Consider the following 23,683-nt stretch of genomic DNA (forward strand, 5'->3'; position numbering starts at 1 on the left):
TGGGGATTTTCGGTGTTTTGGTGGATAACTACTATGCTGTCAGTGGATAACTGACATTTTGCTTGTGGATAAGCTGTGTATGTGGCTTAATAAATTTAGTACCGAAAGGAAGGGTGTTAATTAAAAAAATGCCTTTACCTTAGTTTGTACGGCTTGCAAAAGTTTACAATTTCTTAAAGTAGCTATCAACCCTGATGAATGCGGGAAAAATGCAGATATCGATTGTAAAAAACAACTGGAAGGCCCATTGACAGTAACCTTTTATTAACTTTTTTTAATACACTAACCATAAATGGATCTCAATCTTAAGAAGGACCGCAATGTGCGTAGAAAGCCGTCCATTGATGTGTCATCCTTGGTGTATGGCAAGATACCACCACAGGCTAAAGAATTGGAAGAAGCTGTTTTGGGAGCCGTAATGCTGGAAAAAGGAGCCTTTGACTCCGTTATTGAAATATTGAAAGGGGAGTGCTTTTATGTAGAAGCACACCAGATTATTTTTAGCGCCATGACCCGCCTCGCGGGTAAGTCAATGCCGGTAGACATTCTCACGGTAACAGAAGAACTGAAATCAATGGGTTCCCTGGAACAAATCGGAGGTCCGTTTACCGTAATGAAACTCACCAACATGGTGGTTTCCTCTGCTAATATTGAAGCACATGCCCGTATTATCCTCCAGAAGTTTATTCAGCGTGAACTGATCCGTATTTCCGGTGAAATCCTCACGGAGTCTTATGAAGATACTGCCGATGTATTCGATTTGTTGGACAGCGCTGAGTCTAAACTTTTCGAGGTAACCAATAACCACTTGCGCAAAAACTACGATTCCATCGACCGTGTACTGGTAAATACCATGAAACGTATCGAGGATCTGCGTAATAAAGGAGATGATATCACCGGGGTGCCTTCCGGCTTTCCTTCACTGGACAAAGTGACCTATGGCTGGCAGTCTACGGATCTGATCATCATCGCTGCCCGTCCTTCTGTGGGTAAAACTGCCTTCGCGCTGAACCTGGCGCGTAACGCGGCACTTCACCCCCGCTTCCCGAAAGGTGCAGCGGTATTCTCATTGGAAATGTCTTCCGGCCAGATTGTACAACGTATTCTCTCGGCCGAGTCAGAAATAAAGCTGGAAAAGATTTCCCGTGGTAAACTGGAAGAATATGAAATGAAGAAGCTGATGACCCATGGTATTGAACGCCTGGCGAAAGCGCCTATCTTCATTGACGATACTCCGGCATTGAATATCTTTGAACTCCGTGCCAAATGCCGCAGGCTGGTACATAATCATGGTGTAGGTGTTATCATCATCGACTACCTGCAGCTGATGAGTGGTAGTGGCGATGGTAAAGGCTCTAACCGTGAACAGGAAATCAGTAAAATTTCCCGTGACCTGAAAGGATTGGCGAAGGAGTTACAGGTACCAGTCATCGCCCTCTCCCAGTTGAGCCGTGATGTGGAAAAAAGGAAAGATGGTAACAAGATGCCGCAGTTGAGTGACCTCCGTGAATCCGGAGCGATTGAGCAGGATGCGGACATGGTAATGTTCCTCTATCGTCCTGAATATTATGAAATCAATACCAATGAAATGGGCGAATCCAATAAAGGTGAAACCCACGTTCGTATAGCCAAGCACCGTAATGGTCAGCTGGATACCATCAAACTGAGAGCTGTACTGGAATACCAGCGCTTTGAAGATGATGGCAGCCTGGAAAACCCTGGCGGCGGAGGCAGTCCTTTCGCAGGTATCAGCCGTTCTCCACAAGGTGGCGGCGGTGGTAATGATGAAGCGAAACTGTATATACAGAAGGGATCCCGAATGAATGATATGAACTTCGACGAAGGTTTCGAAGATGCACCGTTTTAGCGCATAAAAGATATTGCTAAAAGCCGGCATCGAAATCGATCGCCGGCTTTTTTGGCTTTAACCCTCCCATAACTGTCTGTAAACACTGCAAATAAGCCGGAGCCACTATTGCCCGCTCATTTGTAAACCATCAGATTGTTTAACTATAAAGACTAATAAGATTAATCAATGAAACAACTGTATTTAAAGTATAAGGGTCATTATAAAGATAATTTCAGTTTAGCCTACCCCGTAGTCATCTCTCAATTAGGACATACACTGGTGGCATTATCGGATAGTATTATTATTGGGCATACCGGTAAAGTGCCGCTGGCCGCAGTATCACTGGGCAATGGCCTGTTTTCTGTTTTCATGGTAGCTGGTATTGGCATGTCTTACGGCCTTACACCATTAATTGCACAGGAAAATGGACGTGGTAATAAAAATGCGATCGGATTTTTATTGAGTCATAGTCTTATCATCAATATGGTGGTGGGCATATTGTTGTCTGCCGTAATTTATGTTGGTAGTAGCCATTTGTCTTTGTTGCACCAGGAAGGAGATGTGGCTGAGCAAGCCAGGCCCTTCCTGCGTTTCCTGGGCTTTTCTTTTATTCCGTTGATGCTGTTTCTTTCCTTTAAGCAATTTGCGGAAGGATTAGGATTTACAAGGCAAGCTATGAACATCAGCATCATTGGTAACGTCATCAACATTATGATTGGGATTACGCTGGTGTATGGCTTGTTTGGTATGCCCCGGCTGGGCGTTATCGGTGTAGGTATTGCCACTTTTACCGACCGCTTGATCATGGGTATTACCATGATGTTGTATGTATTGCGGGCACCTCGTTTCAAGCCTTACCTGCAATCATTTGGATTTAAAAACCTGCAGGCGGCTGCCATTAAGAAAATATTAGGCATTGGCACACCGGTAGCTATGCAGTATTTGTTTGAAGTGAGTGCATTCAGTGGCGCTGCCGTTATGGTAGGCTGGATGGGGGCTGCAGAGTTGGCCGCTCATCAGATAGCGCTCAGCCTGGCGGCGATGACCTATATGATGGCCAGTGGTATTTCTGCTGCTGCGGGGATTAAAAGTGGTAATAATTTTGGGAAGAAGGATTTCGGTCAATTACGGTTATCGGCTATTGCCAGTTATCATATGGTGCTGCTGTTGATGGGAGGTGCTGCATTGGTGTTTACGGTAGGGAATCACCTGCTCCCTTCCTTCTATATACAGGATCCACAGGTAATACAAATAGCTTCTCAATTATTGATCATTGCTGCTTTCTTCCAACTGTTTGATGGTATGCAGGTAGTAGGGCTTGGTATTTTACGCGGATTAGGCGATGTACGTATTCCTACCGTGATTACCCTGCTGGCATACTGGGTATTAGGTCTTCCGTTAGGTTACCTGCTGGGTGTTAAGTTGGGATATGGTGTAGAAGGCGTATGGTGGGCGCTGTTGCTGGGTTTACTGGTAGCATCTGTGTTACTGTTTATCCGCTTCCACGTGAAAACAAAAAAACTTTCTGCTTAACTTCGTGCGTATGGACCTGCCAGTTTTTTATGCGCCGGAAATACAGCCGGACGCCATTACATATACGATGAATGAGGATACATCCAAGTATTGTATCCAGGTATTACGTCATGAAAAAGGTGATAAAGTGTTGTTGGCAGATGGCCGTGGGCATAAGTTTACCACTGTTATCACCGATGATAACCGAAAGAAATGTGTGGTGCAGGTATTGGCCTGTGAAACAGTACCGCCGCCGGCAAGAGCGCTTCGTATAGGTATTTCCTTTACCAAGAATGCTTCGCGGATAGAATGGTTCCTGGAAAAGGCCACGGAAATAGGTATTCAAACTATTATACCGTTGGTTACACAACGCACGGAAAAAGAAAAGATAAAAGCAGAACGACTGCAGAATATACTTGTATCGGCAATGCTGCAATCACAACAGTTTTATTTACCCGAATTACAGGAACCACAGGCTTTTGATAAGCTGGTGAAGGGCAATAAAGATCCACAGCGGTTTATTGCGCACTGTTTGCCGGAACAGAAGCAGGAATTGCAGCATAGCATGCAACCCGGAAAAGATACGTTGATACTGATAGGGCCGGAAGGCGATTTTACACCGGATGAAATCAAACTGGCACTGGAGCAGGACTTTGTGCCGGTAACGCTGGGAAACACCCGGTTGCGTACAGAAACGGCGGGTATGGTAGCGGTGACGTTGATGAATCTATTTTAGGAGCAGAAAGCATAAAGCGAAAAGCATAAAGCTATTGAGGCGATTGATCAAAGCGAGTATTTAAATTACCTGTTTGCTTTGATCAATCGCCTCAATAGCTTTATGCTTTTCGCTTTATGCTTTCTGCTTTTTCCGGGTCCGCATATTCAGCATTTCCACGCCGAACGAGAAGGCCATCGCAAAGTATACGTAATTCTTCAGGTTCATATCGTGTGCTCTTGCTGCATCCCATCCTTCAATAATCAGGATAGCGCCTACCATCACGAGGAATGACAGGGCCAGCATTTTAAGCGTGGGGTGTTTGTGAATAAAGTCGCTGATACGTGGCGCAAAAAGGAACATGACAATCATAGCGATGATAACGGCTACAATCATCACGGGCACTTGTTTCGCCAGGCCTACGGCGGTAATGATGCTATCGAAGGAGAAAACGGTGTCGATCACGATAATCTGGCCTACGATATTTAGGAAAGAAGCGGCAGGTTTGCCCCCGGTGGGGTTATCAGTGTGCTCTTCTTCTCCTTCCAGTTTGTGATGGATTTCCAGGGTGGTTTTCACCAGCAGGAAAATACCACCACCAAGCATGATGAGGTCGCGCAGGCTGAAGCCATGACCAGCAATGCTGAACAGGGGATCTTTGGCTTTTACGATGTAGCCGATGCAAAGCAGCAGGACAATACGGATGGCCATACCGGCAAACATCCATACACGGCGGGCTGCAGGTCTTTTTTCAGGGGCTAACCTGTTAAGTACAATTGAAACAAAGATCACATTGTCGATGCCCAATACGATTTCCATGAGCACCAGTGTGAATAAACTGATGAGTGATTCTGCAGTAAGAAACTGTTCCATATAGGTTGAATAAATAGATAGTTGGCGATGTTAGGGGCGTAATCCTGCACAGATCTTTTTCACGATGGCTGGACCTTCGTAAACAAAGCCGGTATATACCTGTACCAATGCAGCGCCGGCATCCAGTTTTTCCTGGGCATCTTCTGCCGTGAAAATACCGCCTACGGCGATAATAGGGATGCTGCCCTTGCTGTGGGTATGGATATAACGGATAACTTCTGTGGCTTTACGTTTTACGGGAAGTCCACTTAAACCACCTGCGCCAATATCATTTACTTCCGCCGCAGGTGTTTTTAAACCCGCCCGGCTGATGGTAGTATTGGTGGCTACAATGCCGGCCAACCTTGTTTCTGTCACGATTTCGATGATATCATCCAGTTGCTCAGTGGTCAGGTCAGGAGCTATTTTAAGAAGAATAGGTTTGGGGGCAGGTTTCTGACCATTCAGTACCTGCAGGTGATGCAGTAGCTGTTTTAAAGGCTCCTTCTCCTGTAATGCGCGCAGGTTAGGCGTATTGGGGGAACTTACGTTCACCACAAAATAGTCTACTACGTCAAACAGCGCATGAAAACATTTTTCGTAGTCACTTACGGCTTCTTCATTCGGGGTGATTTTATTTTTCCCAATGTTTCCACCTATGATGATATTGGATTTTTTACGTTGTAAGCGTTTGGCGGCGGCGGCGGCGCCTTCATTGTTAAAGCCCATGCGGTTAATCAGGGCTTTGTCGGCCGGCAAACGGAACAAGCGGGGTTGCTCATTACCCGGCTGGGGTTGTGGGGTAACGGTACCTATCTCCACAAAACCAAAACCCAGACAGGCCAGTTCATCAATGTACTTCGCATCTTTATCGAAGCCGGCGGCCAGGCCTACCGGGTTGGAAAATTTTAGCCCGAACACTTCCCGTTCCAGGCCTTTCGTTTTTACCCCGCAAAAGGCGTTTAGAATTGTTTTACCCAGTGGCAGGGAATAGACTGTCTTCATACCACGCATTACGCTGTGGTGAATATTTTCCGGCGGATAGCGGAAAAGAAAGTTTTTGATCAGGTTGTACATTGCGGGGCAAAGATAAATAGGATTTGTGATTTTAGTGATTCTCCTGACGTGAAATTGGGTATTTACCCCCTACTCGTTTTTAAGATAAAGGCTGCAGATGCCCCGATTCCGTATTTGTACGCAAAGATGACAAACGGGCTAAAAATCATATAAATCATAACTATATTTGCTGCTCATCATGCTGGAGCTGCAAACATTTGAAGCATTATTCAGGGAAAACCATGCTCATTGCCTGGCCTTTGCTACTCACTACACGGGAGACGCCCATGTAGCGGAGGAGATTGTGCAACAGGTCTTCCTGCGTTTGTGGGAAAAAAGGGAAACGATTACCATTACGGGGCCTGTAAAAGCATATCTGTTTTCTGCTATTCGTAATACCGCCATTAGTCAATGGCGGAAAGACGTGGTGCGTTCTGAAAAGGAAACGGGCTACGGTAAAATATCTGAAACTACTACGGGCGCGGGAGAAGAGGTAAAAGAGCTGGAAAGACTGTACCGGCAGGCATTGGATCGCCTGCCAGAACGTTGCCGGGAAGTGTTTGTGCTGAGCCGCCAGCAAAACATGAAATATGCTGAAATAGCGGAGGCGATGAATATTTCCGTGAAAACGGTAGAGAACCAGATGGGCAAAGCACTGAAAATCCTTCACCAGGAACTGAAAGAATACCTGCCACTATTGACAGGCTTTTTATTTTAAAAATATTTTAAGACGTATGGGGGCATCGGTGTTCCGCATGCGTCTTATTATTATATTAGGGTCCTTAGGACACTGGACTGTAAAACTTACAACAACTGATGACACCATCTTTACCCAATGAGGCAATGCCTGATGAGGCACTGTATACCTTGCTCTGTAAGTATCTGCTGAATGAAGCAGATGCCGCTGAGCATGCCTGGGTGGAGGAGTGGAAAGAAGCAGACCCGCTAAATGGTGCCCTGCTTTCCTCACTGGCCAAGGTATTAGATACAGCTGCTGCCAATGAAAAGGCAGTTGCCGCCAATACTGATTCCGCATGGCAACAGCTGAGCGGAAAAATGGATATTCAGCCGGCATTGATTGCGATAAAACCTAAAAGCCGCTTTTTATGGCTGAAAGTAGCCGCTATATTGTTGGTAGCTTTCAGCGCCGGATGGTGGTTCCTGGTAGGAAAACAGCCGCAACAAATATATTCAGGCCCTGTAAAGGCTACGCTGCAGGATGGCAGCAGTGTGCAATTATCGGCTGCTTCCAGGCTGGAAGTAGCCAGGGGCTTTAATGACCGTAACAGGAAAGTAAGCCTTACCGGTACCGCCACTTTCGATGTAAGCGGTAGCGCCGCCAATCCTTTTGTGATCACATTAGGACGCACAGAAGTAAAAGTACTCGGCACCCGGTTCATGATAAATTACCAACCCGGTACCACTGCATTACAGGTGCATGTGAGCAGCGGAAAAGTAATGGTAATAGATCATGATAAGGAAGATAGTGTGGTACTCACAGATGGCATGCTGTTGCAGAAAGATAATGACAGACCTATATTCCGTATAGCGAATCACGTTACTGACATGGTAACGAGGTCGCTGTCGTTTCATGATACGTCGCTGGAAGAAGTATTGCATACCATTACCGAAGTATACGATATCAAAGTGGAAGTCATGAATACCGACCTGTTGAAACTGCCGGTGCGGGCCGACTTTACAGGCGAGTCTACTGATGATGTTATCAAAACACTGGCGCTCATGCTGAATGCCGGATATGAGAAAATAAACGATCGACAATACAAATTGAAGTAGCTAAAAGCTACCTGTCACCCTTTCAATTCAGGACACTATGTCGTTAGCCGGAAAACTGCTGACGGGAATATTTATATTATGTTTCCCACTATCTGTTTTTGCGTGGGACTGGCAAACAAGAGTAACCGTAATAGTAAAGGATCAGCCCATAGAAAAGGTGTGTGGATTGCTGGAAAAAGAATATGGCATTCATTTTTCATATAGTAGAGAACTTGTCAACTTATCCCGGAAGATTACGTTAACAGCCCGTAGCCAGCGCTTAAAGAAAGTACTGGAAGAAGTATTTGCCCCCGATGACATCCGGTTTACCCGTGTAGGTGAACAGATTGTGCTATTGCCCGATCAGCGTACTACCCGCACTATCAGCGGCTATATAAAAGATGCCATAAGCGGAGAAAGCCTGATTGGCGCCACCATATACTCCCCTGCCCTCAAACAGGGTACCACCACCAATCAATATGGTTTTTTTAGTTTAACTACTGTAAAGGATTCCAACAGCCTGGTAATAACTTACATCGGGTATGAACCACATATACAGCCCATCCGTCAAAAAGGAGATCAACTGCTCAATGTTGCTTTACAGCCTGTTGGTAGTCTGAAAGAAGTGGTCATCAGCGCCAAAGAACAAATTAAGCTGCAGGAGCAAACGCAGATGAGCCGGGTAAAGTTATCTGCTACCGACTTACAGGCGATGCCACAGCTCCTCGGAGAAGTAGATGTGATGCGCACCCTGCAGTCTATGCCCGGCGTTAGCGGAGGAATGGAAGGCGCCGGCGGATTATATGTCAGAGGTGGCAGCCCGGATCAAAACCTGGTGTTGATGGATGGCACGCCTATCTTTAATTTCTCGCATTTCTTTGGGGTGTATTCGTTGGTGAATGCCAACGTGGTAAAAACAACCGACCTGTATAAAGGCGCATTCCCGGCACGCTTCGGCGGCCGCTTATCTTCTGTGGTAGATATTGCAATGAAAGAAGGGGATATGAATAGCTATCATGGCGATGTTTCTCTCGGATTAATTGCCGCCAAATTTAATGTGGAAGGACCTATCGTGAAAAATAAAACATCTTTTGTAGTATCGGCCCGCCGCTCTTACCCCGATTTGATATTGAATGCAGCCCTGCGAGCTGAAAATGAGATGGGCAGTGGTGGAAATTTTAGGGCATATTTTTATGATATCAATGCAAAAGTGAATCATATTTTTTCTGCTAAAGACCGAATATTCCTGAGTTTTTATAAAGGAGAGGATCAGCTTTTGTTAAAGCAAACACCTATAGACAGTACTAACTCTAACGACCCTGCGAAATTTAATACGGAGAGCAGTAAATTTCAGCTGGGTTGGGGGAATACTATAGCCGCATTGCGTTGGAACCATATTTACGGTCCCCGTTTGTTTTCTAATGTTACCCTCAGCTTTTCACAATACGCCTTTTTTACACAGTACGAACAAAAAGCGGTGATTGCTGCTTCCGGAGAGCTCTCGGATGTATACGGGCGATATAAGTCGCTGATGGAGAACAGTGGCGGTAGAATTGATTTTGATTTTAGGCCTGACCCAAGACATTCTATACGATTTGGCGCCATTACTACGCTGCATTATTTCAAGCCAGGTAGTTCCTCTTTCCGGGATAAAGCAAGCCCGGTAAAGCCATTGGATACGCTGGCAACGGCGATGCGGGTGACAGGTGCTGAATTATCGGCTTATGCCGAAGACGACTGGCAACTACGGCCTGATTTGTATGTCAACATAGGTGTACACGCCTCTGCATTTATGGTGCAGCATCGCTTTTATCATTCTATACAACCCCGTCTGGGCCTGCGTTACATGCTGGCACGTAACTGGGCATTGAAAGCTGCCTATACGCATATGAACCAGTATATTCACCTGCTATCCAGCAATGGTACCACGCTGCCAACAGATATATGGGTACCTTCCACCCAACGTGTAGCACCTATGTTTTCCAAACAGGTAACACTGGGAGTGGCTAAAACATCGCTGAATGGCAAGTATGAATGTTCGCTGGAAGGCTATTTCAAGTCTATGCACAACATGATTGAAAGTAAGGAGAATAATACCATTAATCAGTTCCAGCCGCGCTGGGATGAAAATGTAACCATAGGTAAAGGCTGGAGTTATGGAGCGGAAGTGATGCTGCAGAAAAGAAAAGGAACTACTACCGGATGGCTGGGTTATACCTTGTCCTGGTCTACCCGCCGTTTTCCCGGCGTGAATAACGATGAAATTTATCCCTATAAATACGATCACCGTCACGATATTGAATTGGTATTGATGCAGCGCCTGGGAAAACACTGGGATTTCTCTGCTTCCTGGCATTATAACTCCGGTACCCCCATTACATTGCCGGTATCCAGTTACAGCGGTATTGGTGGCGCTTCGCCCTGGGATCCCGGATCTGGTAATACTTCCATTGATCGTTATAACAACTGGAATAATTACCGCGGTGCAGATGTACACCGGCTGGATATTGGCTTTACACATACTAAACAGAAAAAGCATTGGAGCAGAAGCTGGAACTTCAGCATATTCAATGTATATAACCGGAGAAATCCCTTCTTTTATACCATTGATGAAGATGCGGCCGAAAAGAAGCGATACCTGACGCAGGTTACCATTTTACCCATATTACCGAGTATTACATACGCTATTAAATTTTAAAGAGATGCGCAGACAATATTTTTTCGTAGGTACGGTACTGTTAGTCATGCTTTTAAATGCATGTACTAAACGGGTGGAAATTCAAATGCCTTATGAAGGCGATAAAATAGTACTGAATACTTTAATACAACCGGATAGTGTAATCTATGTGCGGGTAACCCGTAGTATTCCTTCCAATATGCTGGATGATAGTGGTTATAAAGATATCCCCGGCAGTGCGGTTATTATCACCGCCAATGGCGTAACGTTGCCTGCTCCCCAGGTACAGGTTATTAAAGGACTCTCTTATTTTGTTTCTACAGAAAAAGCCGTGAGAGGCCAGCAGTACACTGTACAGGTACAGGCGCCAGGGCTCACAGCAGTAACGGCAACGGATACACTGCCGGCAGCTCCGCTGGCAAAAAATGCAAGTGCACAGCGCAATAGCAACCGGGTACTGTTTACTTTAAAAGATGATCCCGCTCCGGGTAACTATTACCGGATTCGTATTTATATAACCAATGAAAATGGTGGGCAGGGAACTTACCTGCTTTTCGGGCTGGATCCGGCATTCAATAATAACCTGGTAGACTTTTTCACTAAAAGCAGTTACAACAGCCTGGTGATGAACGATGAGCGCTTTAATGGTAAAGATGTGAACTTTGTATTGCAAACAGTGGATCCTATTCCGGGCCCGAGCCAGGTAACCGTGGAAGTAAGCGTACTCACCCGTGCTACTTATGATTATTTCCGCACTATGACTGCTCAAAAGGAAAATGGTAATATGGCAGTTCGTAATCCTGTGCGTGTATATACAAATGTCACTAATGGTTATGGCATTGTTGGCGGTATCAATACTCAAAAACTCACTTTTAAAGTTGAATAGTCCGGTAGTGGCTATTTTGCCTGAGCCGATAGTTTTCCCTTTTGCGTAACTCATTTTCCTGATTCGAGCATTCCTCCTGTTTTTCCTGTTTTACATTTGCATCATACCCCGGCGTATTTAGCTATGCATAAATACATCTGTTGTTTGTACCGCAAAATTCAGGTAGATAATAGAGTGATGAATTAAGTCCTGACGGCGGCCTGAAAGGCCGCTGTAGGCACAAACCCACAGGCCCATGTGTAATTACCAGACATTATATCATGGGGCGGCAGGATATGTGATCCGCTGTCCTCATTGCAAAGGCATTCAGCTTGCATTTGGTACCACGGTTGTTAACCTTGATGTCACAGAGTTTGAGTGTTTCAAAAAAATGGTCACCCGGTTGGCGGATGACCACTGTTATGCAACAGAAAACGAAAAGTTAATTTGTTTGCCTTTGCCGGCCGATCATGTGATGATGCTGGTAACACCTGCTGAAATACAGGCATTAGCTAATATGACCGCGGAAGTACAGGCATTGCTGGATACTTACAATATCCTGGAAATTGCGGCTGCGGATTAGTGATGGAATCCGCCTCCTTCTTTTTGTGTCAGCGGTTTTCTTACCGGATTTTCTTCGAAGAAATGTACACAACGGGTGTAGTCTTCAATAAGCATATCTGCCATATCCCGGCTAAATCCGTGACGTATCAATACCCGTTGCACTATAATATCCTTCGCATCGCCGGTGAGTGGATAGGACGCGATTTGCCAGCCACGGGAGCGGATTTTATCGGAAATGTCGTACAGGCTGAAACCATGATCTCCGGGTTTTAAAGTCCAGCAGGCACCGGGCAGGCCACCCTTACCATTATAGAGAATGTCGAAGTGCCCCAGCTTTTCGATGGCTTCCGCAATGTAAGCGGCATGGTCCAGGCAGGCCTGTTGTAGCTTCTTGTATCCTTCCCGGCCATGGCGTAAAAGATTATAGTATTGCGCTACTATTTGTCCGCCGGGCCTGGAGAAATTCAGGGCAAATGTAGGCATATCGCCACCGAGATAATCTACGCGGAAAATGAGGTCTTCCGGGAGGTCTTCCTTCTCCCGCCATATTACCCAACCTACTCCCAAAGGGCTAAGGCCATATTTATGACCGGAAGCATTGATAGACTTTACCCTTGGAATGCGGAAATCCCAAACCAGGTCAGGGCTTACAAATGGGGCAATGAATGCGCCGCTGGCGCCGTCTACATGGATTGGAATATCCCAGCCTTTTTCCTGCTGCAGTTTATCCAGCGCTTTGGCAATTTCTGCTACCGGTTCATACATCAGCGTGAAGGTAACACCAAACGTGGGTACTACGCCAATGGTATTTTCATCTGCCAGCTCCAGTACTTTTTCAGGGGTTAAATTATAGCGGCCATGTTCCATGCCTACTTCCCGCAGCTCTACATCGAAGTACCGCGCGAATTTATGCCAGCACACCTGTACGGCGCCACAAATGAGATTGGGTTTATCGGTTGATTTACCTTCCTTTTCTCTTCTTTTACGCCATTGCCATTTTAAGGCAAGTCCACCCAGCATGGCAGCTTCACTGGAACCAGTGGTGCTGCAACCCATAGTAGTAGCGCTTTCCGGGGCATTGAATAAATCCGCCAGGATATGCACACACCTGTTTTCAATCTCGGCAGTTTGCGGATATTCATCTTTATCGATCATGTTTTTATCCAAACATTCATCCATCAGTTTATGTACATATTCATCCAGCCAGGTTTGACAGAAGGTGGCCAGGTTCATCCTGGAGTTGCCATCCAGCATTAGTTCATCATGTACCAGGTGATACACGGTACGCATGTCTTGTGCGTCGGCGGGCATTTTGTATTTAGGGATGCTCTCTTTACTGTCTGCAGAGGCATACAGCCCTAAGCGGGAATTTTCATTCTCTTTTTTCCTGAAGAATAAAGGCATAACAACATGGCTTAATTGTTAGAAAATTCTTTTTTGTTGTCTAACAACCGGATGACGCACTTGTTCAACGACGTCAGAAAAATCATTGTGTTGCCGTTAAATTCATGGGGATTGAACAAATGAGGAAAGACTGGTGTTACCTATTACGATCGAAATCAGGATCATTTCCGTTCGTTTATAATCCAGATATACATGAATTGGTTACATCACACATTCCAGGAATACCCTGAGCTGGCCGTATTTCTTACATTGGCGTCCGGCTATTTTATAGGCAGTTTACGGATAGGTAAGTTTTCGTTAGGATCCGTAACCGGTGTTTTGTTAATGGGTGTATTAGTTGGGCAGATGGATATACAGGTATCTGCTAATGTAAAGTCAGTCTTCTTCCTGATGTTTTTATTTGCCGTAGGCTATAGTGTGGGGCCGCAGTTTTTTCGTGGCCTTAAAAAAGATGGATTGCCGCAGGTATTATTTGCGGCGCTGATGTGCGTGGTTTGCCTGGTAGCCCCGTGGTTACTGTCGCTGATGGCCGGTTACAACGTAGGACAGGCAGCCGGCCTGATTGCCGGTTCTCAAACGATATCTGCTGTGATGGGTGTGGCAGCAGATACCATTAACCAGGTAAATCTAACGCCGGATCAGAAGCAACTGATGATAAATGCGATGCCGGTATGTTATGCGGTGACTTATATTTTTGGCACTGCTGGTTCTGCATGGCTGTTGTCCAGCATTGCACCGATGATGATGGGGGGAATAGAGAAAGTCCGGGCAGCCTGTAAGGAGCTGGAGAAAACCATGGGAGCCGGAGATCCCACACAGGATCCGGGGATGCGTTCTGCTTTTATTTCAGTCACTTTTCGTGCTTACCAGATTGACAGTACTTCTATTGCCGCAGGGAAAACGGTACAACAACTGGAAGCGGAGTTAATAGCGCGTGATCATCGTTTGTTTGTGGAGCGTATTCGCCAGGCAAAGGATAAGAAGATAATGGCGCCAGATGCGGATTATGTGATACAGGCAGGAGATGAGATGGTGTTGAGTGGCCGCAGGGAATTCATTCTTGGCGAAGAGCAAGGCATAGGCAAGGAGATTGTAGACATAGACCTATTGAATTTCCCGGTGGAAAATGTAATGGTATTCGTTATTAATAAAGAAGTGATTGGTAAAACCGTGAAGGAACTTCGGACCATGGATTATATGCATGGTATTCCCGTACAAAGCATACGGCGCGCGGGTATCAGCTTGCCGGTGTATCCGGAAGCCGTGCTGGAAAGGGGAGATAATATACAGTTGGTAGGATATAAGAGAGAGATGGATAAAGCTGTATCACATATTGGATATGCCGATATTCCTACAGATAAAACAGATATGATTTTTGTGGGATTAGGTATTGTATTGGGTGGCCTGATAGGTGCCATGAGTATTCGAGTAGGCGGCGTGCCGCTCAGTTTAAGCACCAGTGGCGGCGCCCTGATTATGGGGCTGGTATTTGGGTGGCTGCGTTCCCGGCATCCTGCGTTCGGGCGGATTCCGGAGCCTGCATTGTGGGTGATGAATAATGTGGGATTGAACACCTTTATTGCAGTAGTAGGCATTACCGCCGGACCCAGTTTTGTGGCGGGTTTCAAAGAAGTGGGCTGGGGATTGTTTTTAGTAGGTATTGCAGCTACTTCTATTCCGCTGTTGGCGGGGGTGCTAATGGCGAGGTATATTTTTAAATTTCATCCGGCGTTGGTGCTGGGTTGTACGGCCGGCGCCAGAACCACTACTGCTGCGCTTTCCGCTATACAGGAAGAAGTCCAGAGTAATCTCCCTTCCCTGGGTTATACCATCACGTATGCTGTAGGTAATACGCTGTTGATTATCTGGGGCGTCGTCATTGTGATATTGATGACGTAAAAAATATTTCATCATAAATCAGTGATATATTGATGAGCACATCTACCCGTTATTTACGTATACTCGTTTACGTTATTATACCTGCTTTTGCTTGTTCGCAGGCCGTGGCGCAGTCAGATACCATTGAGAATGGTAAGGGATTAACCCGTAATATGATTGAGGGAGGGAAGTACCAGGGATTTCTGTTTACAGATGTAAAAGGCATTCGCCTGCAGTTCAGTGGCTACGTACAGGCGGATTTTATCCACGACTTCATGGAAATCGGCAACATCCATGCAATGCAGCCATCCACTATTACAGTGCCTGGTGTTACTGCAGGTAATACCGCATTTTCGGTACGGCAATCGCGGTTTGCTTTCACGGCCTATGGTGCGCCGGATTACAAAGGGCGTGCATTAAAAGCGGTGCTGGAATTTGATTTATGGGGGAGCCTGAATGGTTCGCCCAGGTTGCGTCACGCCTATATTCAACATGGTAAATGGACGTTCGGACAATACTGGAGTAACTTTATGGACGACGACAACTGGCCCAACATCATGGACTATTGGGGCCCTAACTCCTATGTGTGGACACGGCAGATCCAGTTACGTTTTACACAACAGGTAGGTGCTTCTATGAAGTTCTCCGCAGCTGCAGAACAACCGGGTGGCGATTTATCTATTCCATCTACCTGGAAAAGCAGAACAAATTTTCCGGATGTAACGCTCGCTTTCCAAAAGAACTTTGGTGAGAAGAACGCCAGCCATGTACGATTGTCTGGTTTAATGCATCCTATGGATTATCAGAACGCAGATAAGGACAATAAGACAGATATTGGCGGCGCATTCAACTTCTCGGGTAATATTAACATCGGTAAAAACGACGATGTGAAATTTCAGTTTGCCTACGGCAGCGGCTATGCGAAATATAGTGAAGATATCAGCGGGCAAGGATATGATGCTTTCGCTAGTGATAAAGGGCTCAAGAATATTAATATGCTGGCTACCTGGTTATACTTTGACCACTTCTGGACCAAAAGCCTGGGCTCTACTATCGGGTACGGCTATCTGCAGTTAAATACGCCCGACCTGGCGATGCCTGCTACAGCAATAAAGACCACGCATTACGCATCTTACAATATGACCTACTACTTCACGGGTTTCTTTAAAATTGCAGGCGAGGTATTATATGGCAAGCGGGAAAATCGTGATAATACTTCCGGGGAAGATGTACGGGCGCAGTTCAGCGCTTTTTTCAAATTCTGATCATCTGCCTAAAAAAATCATACACCATGAAAACAATTATTGCATTATTCCTGTTGCTGGCGGTAGGGATAACTGGTACGGATGCTCAGCAACGCGCAAGGCCGGTTGATTATAATACCGTTATCAACGAAGCATTTAATTTATATAAAAATGAGAAGAGCGGACATAATGCGGATTACATTCCTTACCTGGATAAAGTAAACTCTGATTTGTATGGTATCGTACTGGTAACAGCTGATGGAAAGGTATACCAGGTGGGTGAAACGAAGTTTGAATTTGGTATTGAATCTATCGAGAAAGTATTTACCCTGTGTATGGCAATGGATATTTTCGGGGATAGCGTTATTCTTCAGAAAATAGGAGCCGACCAAACGGGGTTGCCGTTTAACTCGGTACCCGCAATTGAATTAAACGGGCAGAAGCCCTCCAATCCTTTGGTGAATGCAGGCGCCATGGCTACTACCAGCTTGCTGACCAGTCATTTTGGACATGCGGATGCCTGGAATAAAGTGAATGAATACTTTGCACGGTTTGCTGGCCGTAACCTAACGGTGCTGGATGAACTATATCAGTCGGAGGCCGCTACCAATGAGCATAACAAAGCCATTGCCATGTTGCTGAAATCGTATGGATACATGTACGACGATCCTGTTTATGCCTGTGATTTTTATACCAAACAATGTTCTTACGGGGTGAATACCCGGGATATTGGGATCATGGCGGGTACGCTGGCAAATGGGGGCGTGAATCCAATTACCCGGGAGCGCTTGCTGAGAGCGCAATATGTTCCCAAAGTATTGGCGATTATGGGAACTACCGGGTTGTATGAAACTACCGGTGACTGGATGTTCCGGGTTGGGTTACCCAGTAAAAGTGGTGTGGGCGGCGGCATTATTTCCGTATTTCCCGGAGAATTCGGGGTTGCTGTTTTTTCTCCCCCATTGGATAAAGCGGGCAACAGCGTTCGGGCGCAGACAGCCATTAAATATATTGCAGACAAGCTGTCGGCCAACGTGTACCTGGGGAGGTAAGAATAGTATTTGTATTGCCAATTGGTGAACGGTACCGGGATTCCGGTTGCTGTTCACCAATTTTTTTTCGCGGTTAATTCGTAAATTCATAAAACAAGTTATCATCTTAACATGTTTTAGAACTATGGACGTAAAGGATTATTACAAGGTGCTGGGAGTAGAGAAAGCGGCAACAGCTGAACAAATAAAGAAAGCCTATCGCAAACTGGCGGTTAAATATCATCCGGACAAGAATCCGGATAATAAAGTCGCGGAAGATAAATTTAAAGAAATCAACGAAGCATATGAGGTACTGAGTGATCCGGAGAAGCGGAAGAAATATGACCAGTTTGGGGAAAACTACAAGTACTACGAACAACACGGCGGCAGGCCGGAAGATTATGACTGGTCGCAATATGGAGGCGGGCAGGGCCGCACACGTTCCTATGGCAGCGGCAATATGGAAGATATGTTTGGCGGCGGCGGTGGTGAGGGTTTCTCCGATTTCTTTGAACAGCTTTTTGGCAGCCGTTTTTCAGGCGGTGGGCGCCGGCAGCAACAGGGGCCTGGCCGTGGCCGGGATGTACAGGCTACTATGGAGGTATCGTTGGAAGATGCGTATAACGGCGCTACCCGGCAGGTAGAGGTTAATGGCAGCCGGTTGAATATTAAGCTGAAGCCCGGCTTATATGAAGGACAGGTGATCCGTTTAAAAGGGAAAGGCAGTCCCGGCCGGCAAGGCGGTACCAGTGGAGATTTGCTGATCACCATACAACTGGCTCCGCATCCGTTATTTGAATTAAAAGGACAGGATATTTACACCGATCTGGCCTTACCTTTGTATACCGCTATCCTGGGAGGTAAGCAAACCGTAAATACACCGGGTGCCAGCCTGAACATGAACATTCCGGCAGGTACAGACAGCGGGAAAGTATTTCGCTTAAAAGGAAAAGGAATGCCTGCTTACGATAATAGTGGTAGTGCAGGGGATCTATACATCAAAGCAATTGTACATATACCAACAAATCTTTCCGAAAAGGAAAAAGAACTGTTTCAGCAACTTTCACAATTAAATGAGAATGGCCATGCTTAAACTTTTTGATTACCTGGAAGAAGTGATATCTACTGAGCGTATTTCACAGTTGAATAACCCGAAGCTGTTATATACTGCCAGTGAAATCATGAAGGAACTTGGCTACGGTCAGTCCGGTATGGAACAGGAGCCATTGGATAGAGCGATGCACGCCTGTGCGGCATTAAATATCCCGGTGGACTTTAATTTCAAGAAAGTGTATTGTTTTAAGGATGGCGAATTAACTACCGACTGGCAGTTATCGGAGCTGGCTACCTACCTGTTCATGATAAATTGTAATCCGTTGAATCCTTTTGTGGCTAAAGCACAGTTGATTTTTATGATGAAAGACCGGGTATGAGAGATATCAACCGGACCGGTATCCTGATAGTGGTCATTATGGGCACTACGATGGCCGGCATAGATTCCAGTATTGTTAATATATCCCTTCCCGTTATGAGCAGGCAGTTTAACTGTACGCTGTCGGAAATAGAATGGGTGATTACGGTATACATGCTTAGTTTTTCTGTGCTGATGCCGCTGACTAACTGGCTGAAGAACAGGATCGGTTTTTTTAATCTCTATATCGGCGCTATTTCTCTTTTTACGTTGGGGTCGCTGATGTGTGCATTGTCTACCAGTTTGAATTCCCTGTTGGTAGGGCGTGTAGTGCAAGCTCTCGGTGGCGGCGCCATGGCACCCACTTCCATGGCCATCATCTCCTATGTATTTCCCGCCAGGGTCCGGGGAACCGTATTAGGCTGGTGGGGATTGGGTAACCTGGTAGGCCCCGCGCTGGGCCCTACGCTGGGAGGTATCCTCACCGAAAAATTTGGCTGGCCTTCCATCTTTTATATTAACCTGCCTATTGGTATACTCACGGTGGCACTGGCTTTTCAGTACCTGGGCGTCTTGCGCAAGCAGGCGAAGCTGAAGCTGCCTTTTGATCTTACCGGTTTTGTGGTGCTGACCATCTTCCTGGTATGTTTACAGTACGGTATTGCGCGGGCAGAAGTAGTAGGTATTACTTCTCCCGAAATATTAATTACACTGGGGATAGCCTTTGTAGCATTGGCTGTATTTATATGGATAGACAGGCGCATAAAGGCTCCCATTATGGACCTCGCATTGTTTACCAATTATTCTTTTGTGAGTTGTATCCTCGTCACTATTTCCCGCGCGGCTGCATTGTTTGGCGGACTTTTCCTCATGCCCTTCCTTTTGCAGGAACAGATGGGGTTTTCAGAAGGGGTCTCTGGTTTGCTGATATTACCTAACTCTGTTTTTATGGCAGCGTTGATGCCTTTTGCAGGGAAGTGGTCTGATAAGCATGGTTCCCGTGAAATTTCTATCGTTGCGATTATATTGCTGGCTTTGTCTATGTACCTGTTTGCCCGGCTGGACCGGGGTAGCAGCCTTAATGCGGTTATTGTGACCATGATAGTGCGGGGCATAGGAATGGGGTTGTTACTGGCACCGCTGAATGCCGCTACTTTGAGTGCGGTCAGGCCAAGCGAGGTGACTATGGCTTCTTCCATCAGTACCTTAATGCAGCAGGTAGGAGGCGCTATTGGTATTGCGGTGCTGGCCATTGTTACGCAGGCAGCTTATAACCGGCATGTAATGGAAGGTATGGCGAATATGCCTGCGCATCACCTGGCGTTGCGGGAAGGATTTCATATCTCCCTGATAATATTGCTGGTCACCCTGATTCCCGCATGGTTCCTGCCCCGGCGGAATGTAGCCCTCAAAGATGTGGACACCCATATTGATACATGATTTTTTTCCTGCATGATTATTGGACGACCTTCCTGAACTTTTTTGGTATTTATGGCAACAACTGGCAAGAAGCATATTTTGATGATTGATGATGATGAAGATGATTTTTTCCTGGTAAACTCGCTATTACAGGACATTTCCCCCGATCAATATGTACTTCAGTGGGTTTCTTCCTATAAGCAGGGGTTGCTGGCCATAGAAGCGCGTGCACATGATCTTTACCTGGTAGACTACCGCCTGGGGGCACATACGGGGATTGATGTGTTGCATCATTTCCGCAATCTGGGATATAAAGCCCCGGTTATTTTGTTTACCGGAAAGGGCGACTACCACATCGATAAAGAAGCGATGCAGGCCGGAGCCGCTGATTACCTGGTAAAAAGTGAAATTACCGCCGCCCTGCTGGAAAGAGCCATCCGCTATACCCTGGATAAATTCAATCACCTGCAGGCAATTGAAAAAAGTGAAAAAAGGTATTTCAGCATCTTCGAAAAATCCAATGACCTTATTATCCTCGCAGATTGCGAACATAAAATAGTAGCGGCTAATCCAGCCGCCCTGAATGTATTGAAATACCCGGAAGATGAGCTGTACAACAGCCATTTGCAGGGGTTGTTTGCAGAGGAGCAAGTGATCAGGGACTTCCTCGATCAACTTTGCAAAGAAGAAGGTGTAGTGCAAAAAGAGTATATGTTCCGCAGCAAAACCGGGCAGCAGTTGGATGTGATGATCAATGCTTCCCTGCTGGACGAGAAGAAGCAACTGTATTTATGCATCATCCAGGATATTACGGCCCGTAAACGCAAAGAGCGGGAGAAGCAACAACAGGAAAAATTCGCTATTACCGGCCGCATTGCCCGCTTAATTGCCCACGAGGTACGGAACCCACTCACGAATATATTGCTGGCCGTTTCCCAGCTTAAAATGGAGCCGGTAGCAGAAACAGAAGATGCCCAGTTATACCTGGATATCATGGAACGTAATTGTCACCGGATTAATCACCTGGTAACAGAGCTGCTGCAATCTACGCGCATGACGGAGTTGAATATGCTGCCAGTTGGATTGAATGTATTGCTGGAAAAGGCATTGCACCTGGCTGCGGATCGCCTGCAACTAAACAATATTGCTGTCATACAACAGCTCTCCCAGCCAGATTGTATGATTTTGGCAGATGAAGATAAAATACTCATTGCGTTGCTGAATATTATTATCAATGGTATTGAAGCGATGAAAGCCGGTGAAGGCCGGTTGAGCATTGCCTCCTGGCAGGAAGCAGAACGGGTATTTGTTCGTATATCCGATAACGGTAGTGGTATTTCTGAGCAGAACCTGGCAAAATTATTCGAACCGTTTTTTACGAATAAAACCAAGGGAACGGGGTTGGGGCTTACGGCCACACAGAATATTATTTTGCAGCACCATGGCAATATTGCAGTAGAGAGTAAGCTGGGAGAAGGGACTAGTTTTGTGATCAGTTTTCCGATAGCTGTTAGCAGTTAGCTTTTAGCTTTTAGCAAAATGCAGCGGAGGTCATATACTATATGTTCTCCGCTGCATTTTGCTAAAAGCTAAAAGCTAATTGCTAACAGCTAACTGCTAGAGGCTTTCTTCCGCTTTAATCCCTGTTTGTGTAAAAGTGATTTTCCGCTGTTTATATAAGTTACCTATTGTCATTTTAAAGGTCTTTTTGCTCATACCAAAGAACTCCTGGATTTCTTCCGGTGTAGATTTATCATGGTAGGGCAGGTAGCCATTATTTTCTTCGAGCAGGCGCATAATTTTTTCCGCTTCATCTTCTACTCTTCCGAAGCCGGGTTTGCCGATGATCAGGTCTATTTTATCTTCTTTGATCTGGCGAACGAAGCCTTTCATTTTATCGCCGATTTCGAGCGGGCGGAAAATTTCGTTGTGGTGGAGGATGCCGGTGTGCTGGTTGTTGATGATGGCCACGTAGCCGATGTCAGTACGGCGGTAGATGACCAGGTCAACGGCCTCTTTTTCCTGTACGGTAAGGTTTTCATTGCTGAGGAACCGGTCAATTTTTTCGGTGGCAGCGAGACGGCCGGTTTGTTCATCGATGTATATTTTCACCAGGTATTCCTGGCCGGGCGCCATGCGGGTTAATTGCTGGGAAGTGGCTACAAATAAGTCTTTCATGAGACCCCAGTCGAGGAATGCGCCTTGTTTGGTGACGCTTACGGCTTTCAGCAGCACAATATCGCCTACAATGCCGAAGGGGCGCTGGGTGGTAGCAATCAACCGGTTTTCCGAGTCGTGATAGAGGAAAACTTCCAGTTCATCACCTATTTGGGTACCCTTGGGTACAAACCTTGTTGGGAGCAGGATTTCCTGGTCTATGCCTTCGAGGTATACACCAAAATCAGCTTCTTTTTTTACCCTTAACAGGTTGTATTCACCCACCTTTATCATAAAATTCGATTAATAGTCCGGGTGCAAGTTACTTATAGATTGCCGGATTGCGAGAATCATATTCTGCTTACTTTTGTAAACATCAGCGATTCACTGGTTACCTGTAATTCCGGGAGCACTGATCTAAACCAACCAAACCATCTTATGACGATTTTATCATTTACCCTGATCCTCCTGTGTGGGGCCTTTACGGCCGGACTACTGGGGTCGCTGACCGGGCTGGGCGGCGGCGTAGTGATCATCCCTTTACTCACCCTGGTATTTCATGTAGACATCCGTTATGCCATTGGTACTGCGTTAGTGGCGTCTATTGCCACATCTTCCGGTTCTGCTTCTGCCTATGTAAAGGAAGGTATTACGAACATCCGGCTGGGGATGTTCCTGGAAATTGCCACTACTACCGGTGCCGTGGTAGGGGCGCTGATAGCGGTGTATATGCCCACCAATGTGGTGGCCATTATTTTTGGGCTGGTGCTTATCTTTTCTTCGTTGATGTCTTTTCGTAAGAAGATGGAAGTGCCCGCCGGAGAACAGAAGAGCAAGCTGGCGGCTCAGTTACGGCTTAACAGCAGTTATCCCACGGCCGATGGGGTAGTTAATTACGAGGTGCATCATGTGCCGGGGGGCTACTTCATGATGACTTTTGCAGGTATTATGTCCGGGTTATTAGGCATCGGATCCGGGGCGCTGAAGGTGCTGGCGATGGATAACATCATGCGTATCCCATTTAAAGTATCTACTACTACCAGCAATTTTATGATTGGGGTAACAGCGGCTGCCAGCGCCGTGGTATACCTGCAGCGTGGCTACATTGCGCCGGGATTATGTATGCCGGTGGTATTGGGCGTGCTGGCAGGGGCTTTTGCGGGCTCTAAGTTGCTGACCCGGGCCAACGTAAAGTGGCTGCGTATAGTCTTCAGCGTAGTAATTGGAGGCCTGGCGCTGCAAATGATTTATAATGGTATCACCGGAAAATTATAAG

General features: G+C 46.2%; 20 protein-coding genes. 16 read left to right on the top strand and 4 right to left on the bottom strand.

Annotated elements, in window-relative coordinates; translation table 11 throughout:
- The first annotated feature begins 292 nt into the window (after positions 1–292).
- From dnaB to J7623_RS12660, 3 genes are all read left to right on the top strand, one after another.
- The gene (gene dnaB, locus J7623_RS12650) at positions 293–1,867 is read left to right on the top strand and encodes a replicative DNA helicase (RefSeq protein WP_291920656.1); all 1,575 of its coding nucleotides are present in this window, start codon (positions 293–295) and stop codon (positions 1,865–1,867) included.
- A 168-nt stretch (positions 1,868–2,035) separates the two neighbouring features.
- Positions 2,036–3,382 (top strand): MATE family efflux transporter, encoded by a 1,347-nt coding sequence (locus J7623_RS12655; RefSeq protein ID WP_291920657.1) that lies wholly within the window; start codon positions 2,036–2,038, stop codon positions 3,380–3,382.
- Between the two features lie 10 nt (positions 3,383–3,392).
- Entirely contained in the window at positions 3,393–4,097 is a 705-nt protein-coding gene (locus tag J7623_RS12660; protein WP_291920658.1) for a 16S rRNA (uracil(1498)-N(3))-methyltransferase, read from the top strand.
- A 114-nt stretch (positions 4,098–4,211) separates the two neighbouring features.
- Here J7623_RS12660 and J7623_RS12665 read toward each other — a convergent pair whose 3' ends face one another.
- Both J7623_RS12665 and J7623_RS12670 read right to left on the bottom strand, forming a co-directional pair.
- Positions 4,212–4,949 (bottom strand): TerC family protein, encoded by a 738-nt coding sequence (locus J7623_RS12665; RefSeq protein WP_291920659.1) that lies wholly within the window; start codon positions 4,947–4,949, stop codon positions 4,212–4,214.
- A 30-nt stretch (positions 4,950–4,979) separates the two neighbouring features.
- Entirely contained in the window at positions 4,980–6,005 is a 1,026-nt protein-coding gene (locus J7623_RS12670) for a quinone-dependent dihydroorotate dehydrogenase (protein WP_291920660.1), read from the bottom strand.
- 166 nt (positions 6,006–6,171) lie between these two features.
- On the opposite strand from J7623_RS12670, the gene J7623_RS12675 reads away from it, so the two are divergent.
- The 5 genes from J7623_RS12675 to J7623_RS12695 all read left to right on the top strand — a co-directional run bounded on the left by J7623_RS12675 (position 6,172) and on the right by J7623_RS12695 (position 11,882).
- Positions 6,172–6,702 (top strand): RNA polymerase sigma-70 factor, encoded by a 531-nt coding sequence (locus J7623_RS12675; protein ID WP_291920661.1) that lies wholly within the window; start codon positions 6,172–6,174, stop codon positions 6,700–6,702.
- Positions 6,703–6,800: 98 nt separating this feature from the next.
- Positions 6,801–7,778 carry a FecR domain-containing protein gene (locus J7623_RS12680; protein WP_291920662.1) on the top strand — a complete coding sequence of 326 codons (978 nt, stop codon included), beginning with the start codon at positions 6,801–6,803 and terminating at the stop codon, positions 7,776–7,778.
- A gap of 37 nt (positions 7,779–7,815) precedes the next feature.
- Positions 7,816–10,455 carry a TonB-dependent receptor gene (locus J7623_RS12685; protein ID WP_291920663.1) on the top strand — a complete coding sequence of 880 codons (2,640 nt, stop codon included), beginning with the start codon at positions 7,816–7,818 and terminating at the stop codon, positions 10,453–10,455.
- 4 nt (positions 10,456–10,459) lie between these two features.
- Positions 10,460–11,320, top strand: a complete 861-nt coding sequence (locus J7623_RS12690) for a DUF4249 domain-containing protein (RefSeq protein WP_291920664.1) — start codon at positions 10,460–10,462, stop codon at positions 11,318–11,320.
- Between the two features lie 235 nt (positions 11,321–11,555).
- Positions 11,556–11,882, top strand: a complete 327-nt coding sequence (locus tag J7623_RS12695; protein WP_291920665.1) for a DUF6686 family protein — start codon at positions 11,556–11,558, stop codon at positions 11,880–11,882.
- On the opposite strand, the gene J7623_RS12700 is transcribed toward J7623_RS12695, so the two are convergent.
- Positions 11,879–13,267 (bottom strand): glutamate decarboxylase, encoded by a 1,389-nt coding sequence (locus tag J7623_RS12700; RefSeq protein ID WP_291920666.1) that lies wholly within the window; start codon positions 13,265–13,267, stop codon positions 11,879–11,881. The two genes, J7623_RS12695 and J7623_RS12700, sit on opposite strands and share 4 nt — an antisense overlap.
- A gap of 192 nt (positions 13,268–13,459) precedes the next feature.
- Between J7623_RS12700 and aspT the strand changes: the two genes are divergently transcribed.
- From aspT to J7623_RS12735, 7 genes are all read left to right on the top strand, one after another.
- Positions 13,460–15,166 (top strand): aspartate-alanine antiporter, encoded by a 1,707-nt coding sequence (aspT, locus tag J7623_RS12705; protein ID WP_291920667.1) that lies wholly within the window; start codon positions 13,460–13,462, stop codon positions 15,164–15,166.
- A gap of 32 nt (positions 15,167–15,198) precedes the next feature.
- Complete coding sequence (locus J7623_RS12710) at positions 15,199–16,410, top strand: DcaP family trimeric outer membrane transporter (RefSeq protein WP_291920668.1); 1,212 nt, start codon at positions 15,199–15,201, stop codon at positions 16,408–16,410.
- Between the two features lie 26 nt (positions 16,411–16,436).
- Entirely contained in the window at positions 16,437–17,441 is a 1,005-nt protein-coding gene (gene glsA / locus J7623_RS12715; protein ID WP_291920669.1) for a glutaminase A, read from the top strand.
- Positions 17,442–17,565: 124 nt separating this feature from the next.
- On the top strand, positions 17,566–18,513 hold the full coding sequence (locus J7623_RS12720) for a J domain-containing protein (protein ID WP_291920670.1): 948 nt from the start codon (positions 17,566–17,568) through the stop codon (positions 18,511–18,513).
- Entirely contained in the window at positions 18,506–18,853 is a 348-nt protein-coding gene (locus J7623_RS12725) for a hypothetical protein (protein WP_291920671.1), read from the top strand. Before J7623_RS12720 ends, J7623_RS12725 begins: the two co-directional genes overlap by 8 nt.
- The gene (locus J7623_RS12730) at positions 18,850–20,271 is read left to right on the top strand and encodes a DHA2 family efflux MFS transporter permease subunit (RefSeq protein WP_291920672.1); all 1,422 of its coding nucleotides are present in this window, start codon (positions 18,850–18,852) and stop codon (positions 20,269–20,271) included. Before J7623_RS12725 ends, J7623_RS12730 begins: the two co-directional genes overlap by 4 nt.
- Positions 20,272–20,322: 51 nt before the next feature.
- Complete coding sequence (locus tag J7623_RS12735; protein WP_291920673.1) at positions 20,323–21,771, top strand: hybrid sensor histidine kinase/response regulator; 1,449 nt, start codon at positions 20,323–20,325, stop codon at positions 21,769–21,771.
- A gap of 96 nt (positions 21,772–21,867) precedes the next feature.
- Here J7623_RS12735 and J7623_RS12740 read toward each other — a convergent pair whose 3' ends face one another.
- The gene (locus J7623_RS12740) at positions 21,868–22,701 is read right to left on the bottom strand and encodes a S1-like domain-containing RNA-binding protein (RefSeq protein ID WP_291920674.1); all 834 of its coding nucleotides are present in this window, start codon (positions 22,699–22,701) and stop codon (positions 21,868–21,870) included.
- A 144-nt stretch (positions 22,702–22,845) separates the two neighbouring features.
- Between J7623_RS12740 and J7623_RS12745 the strand changes: the two genes are divergently transcribed.
- Positions 22,846–23,682 carry a sulfite exporter TauE/SafE family protein gene (locus J7623_RS12745; RefSeq protein WP_291920675.1) on the top strand — a complete coding sequence of 279 codons (837 nt, stop codon included), beginning with the start codon at positions 22,846–22,848 and terminating at the stop codon, positions 23,680–23,682.
- Position 23,683: the final 1 nt, after the last annotated feature.

Origin of the sequence: Chitinophaga sp. (genome assembly GCF_017745275.1) — a bacterium.
GTDB lineage: Bacteria > Bacteroidota > Bacteroidia > Chitinophagales > Chitinophagaceae > Chitinophaga.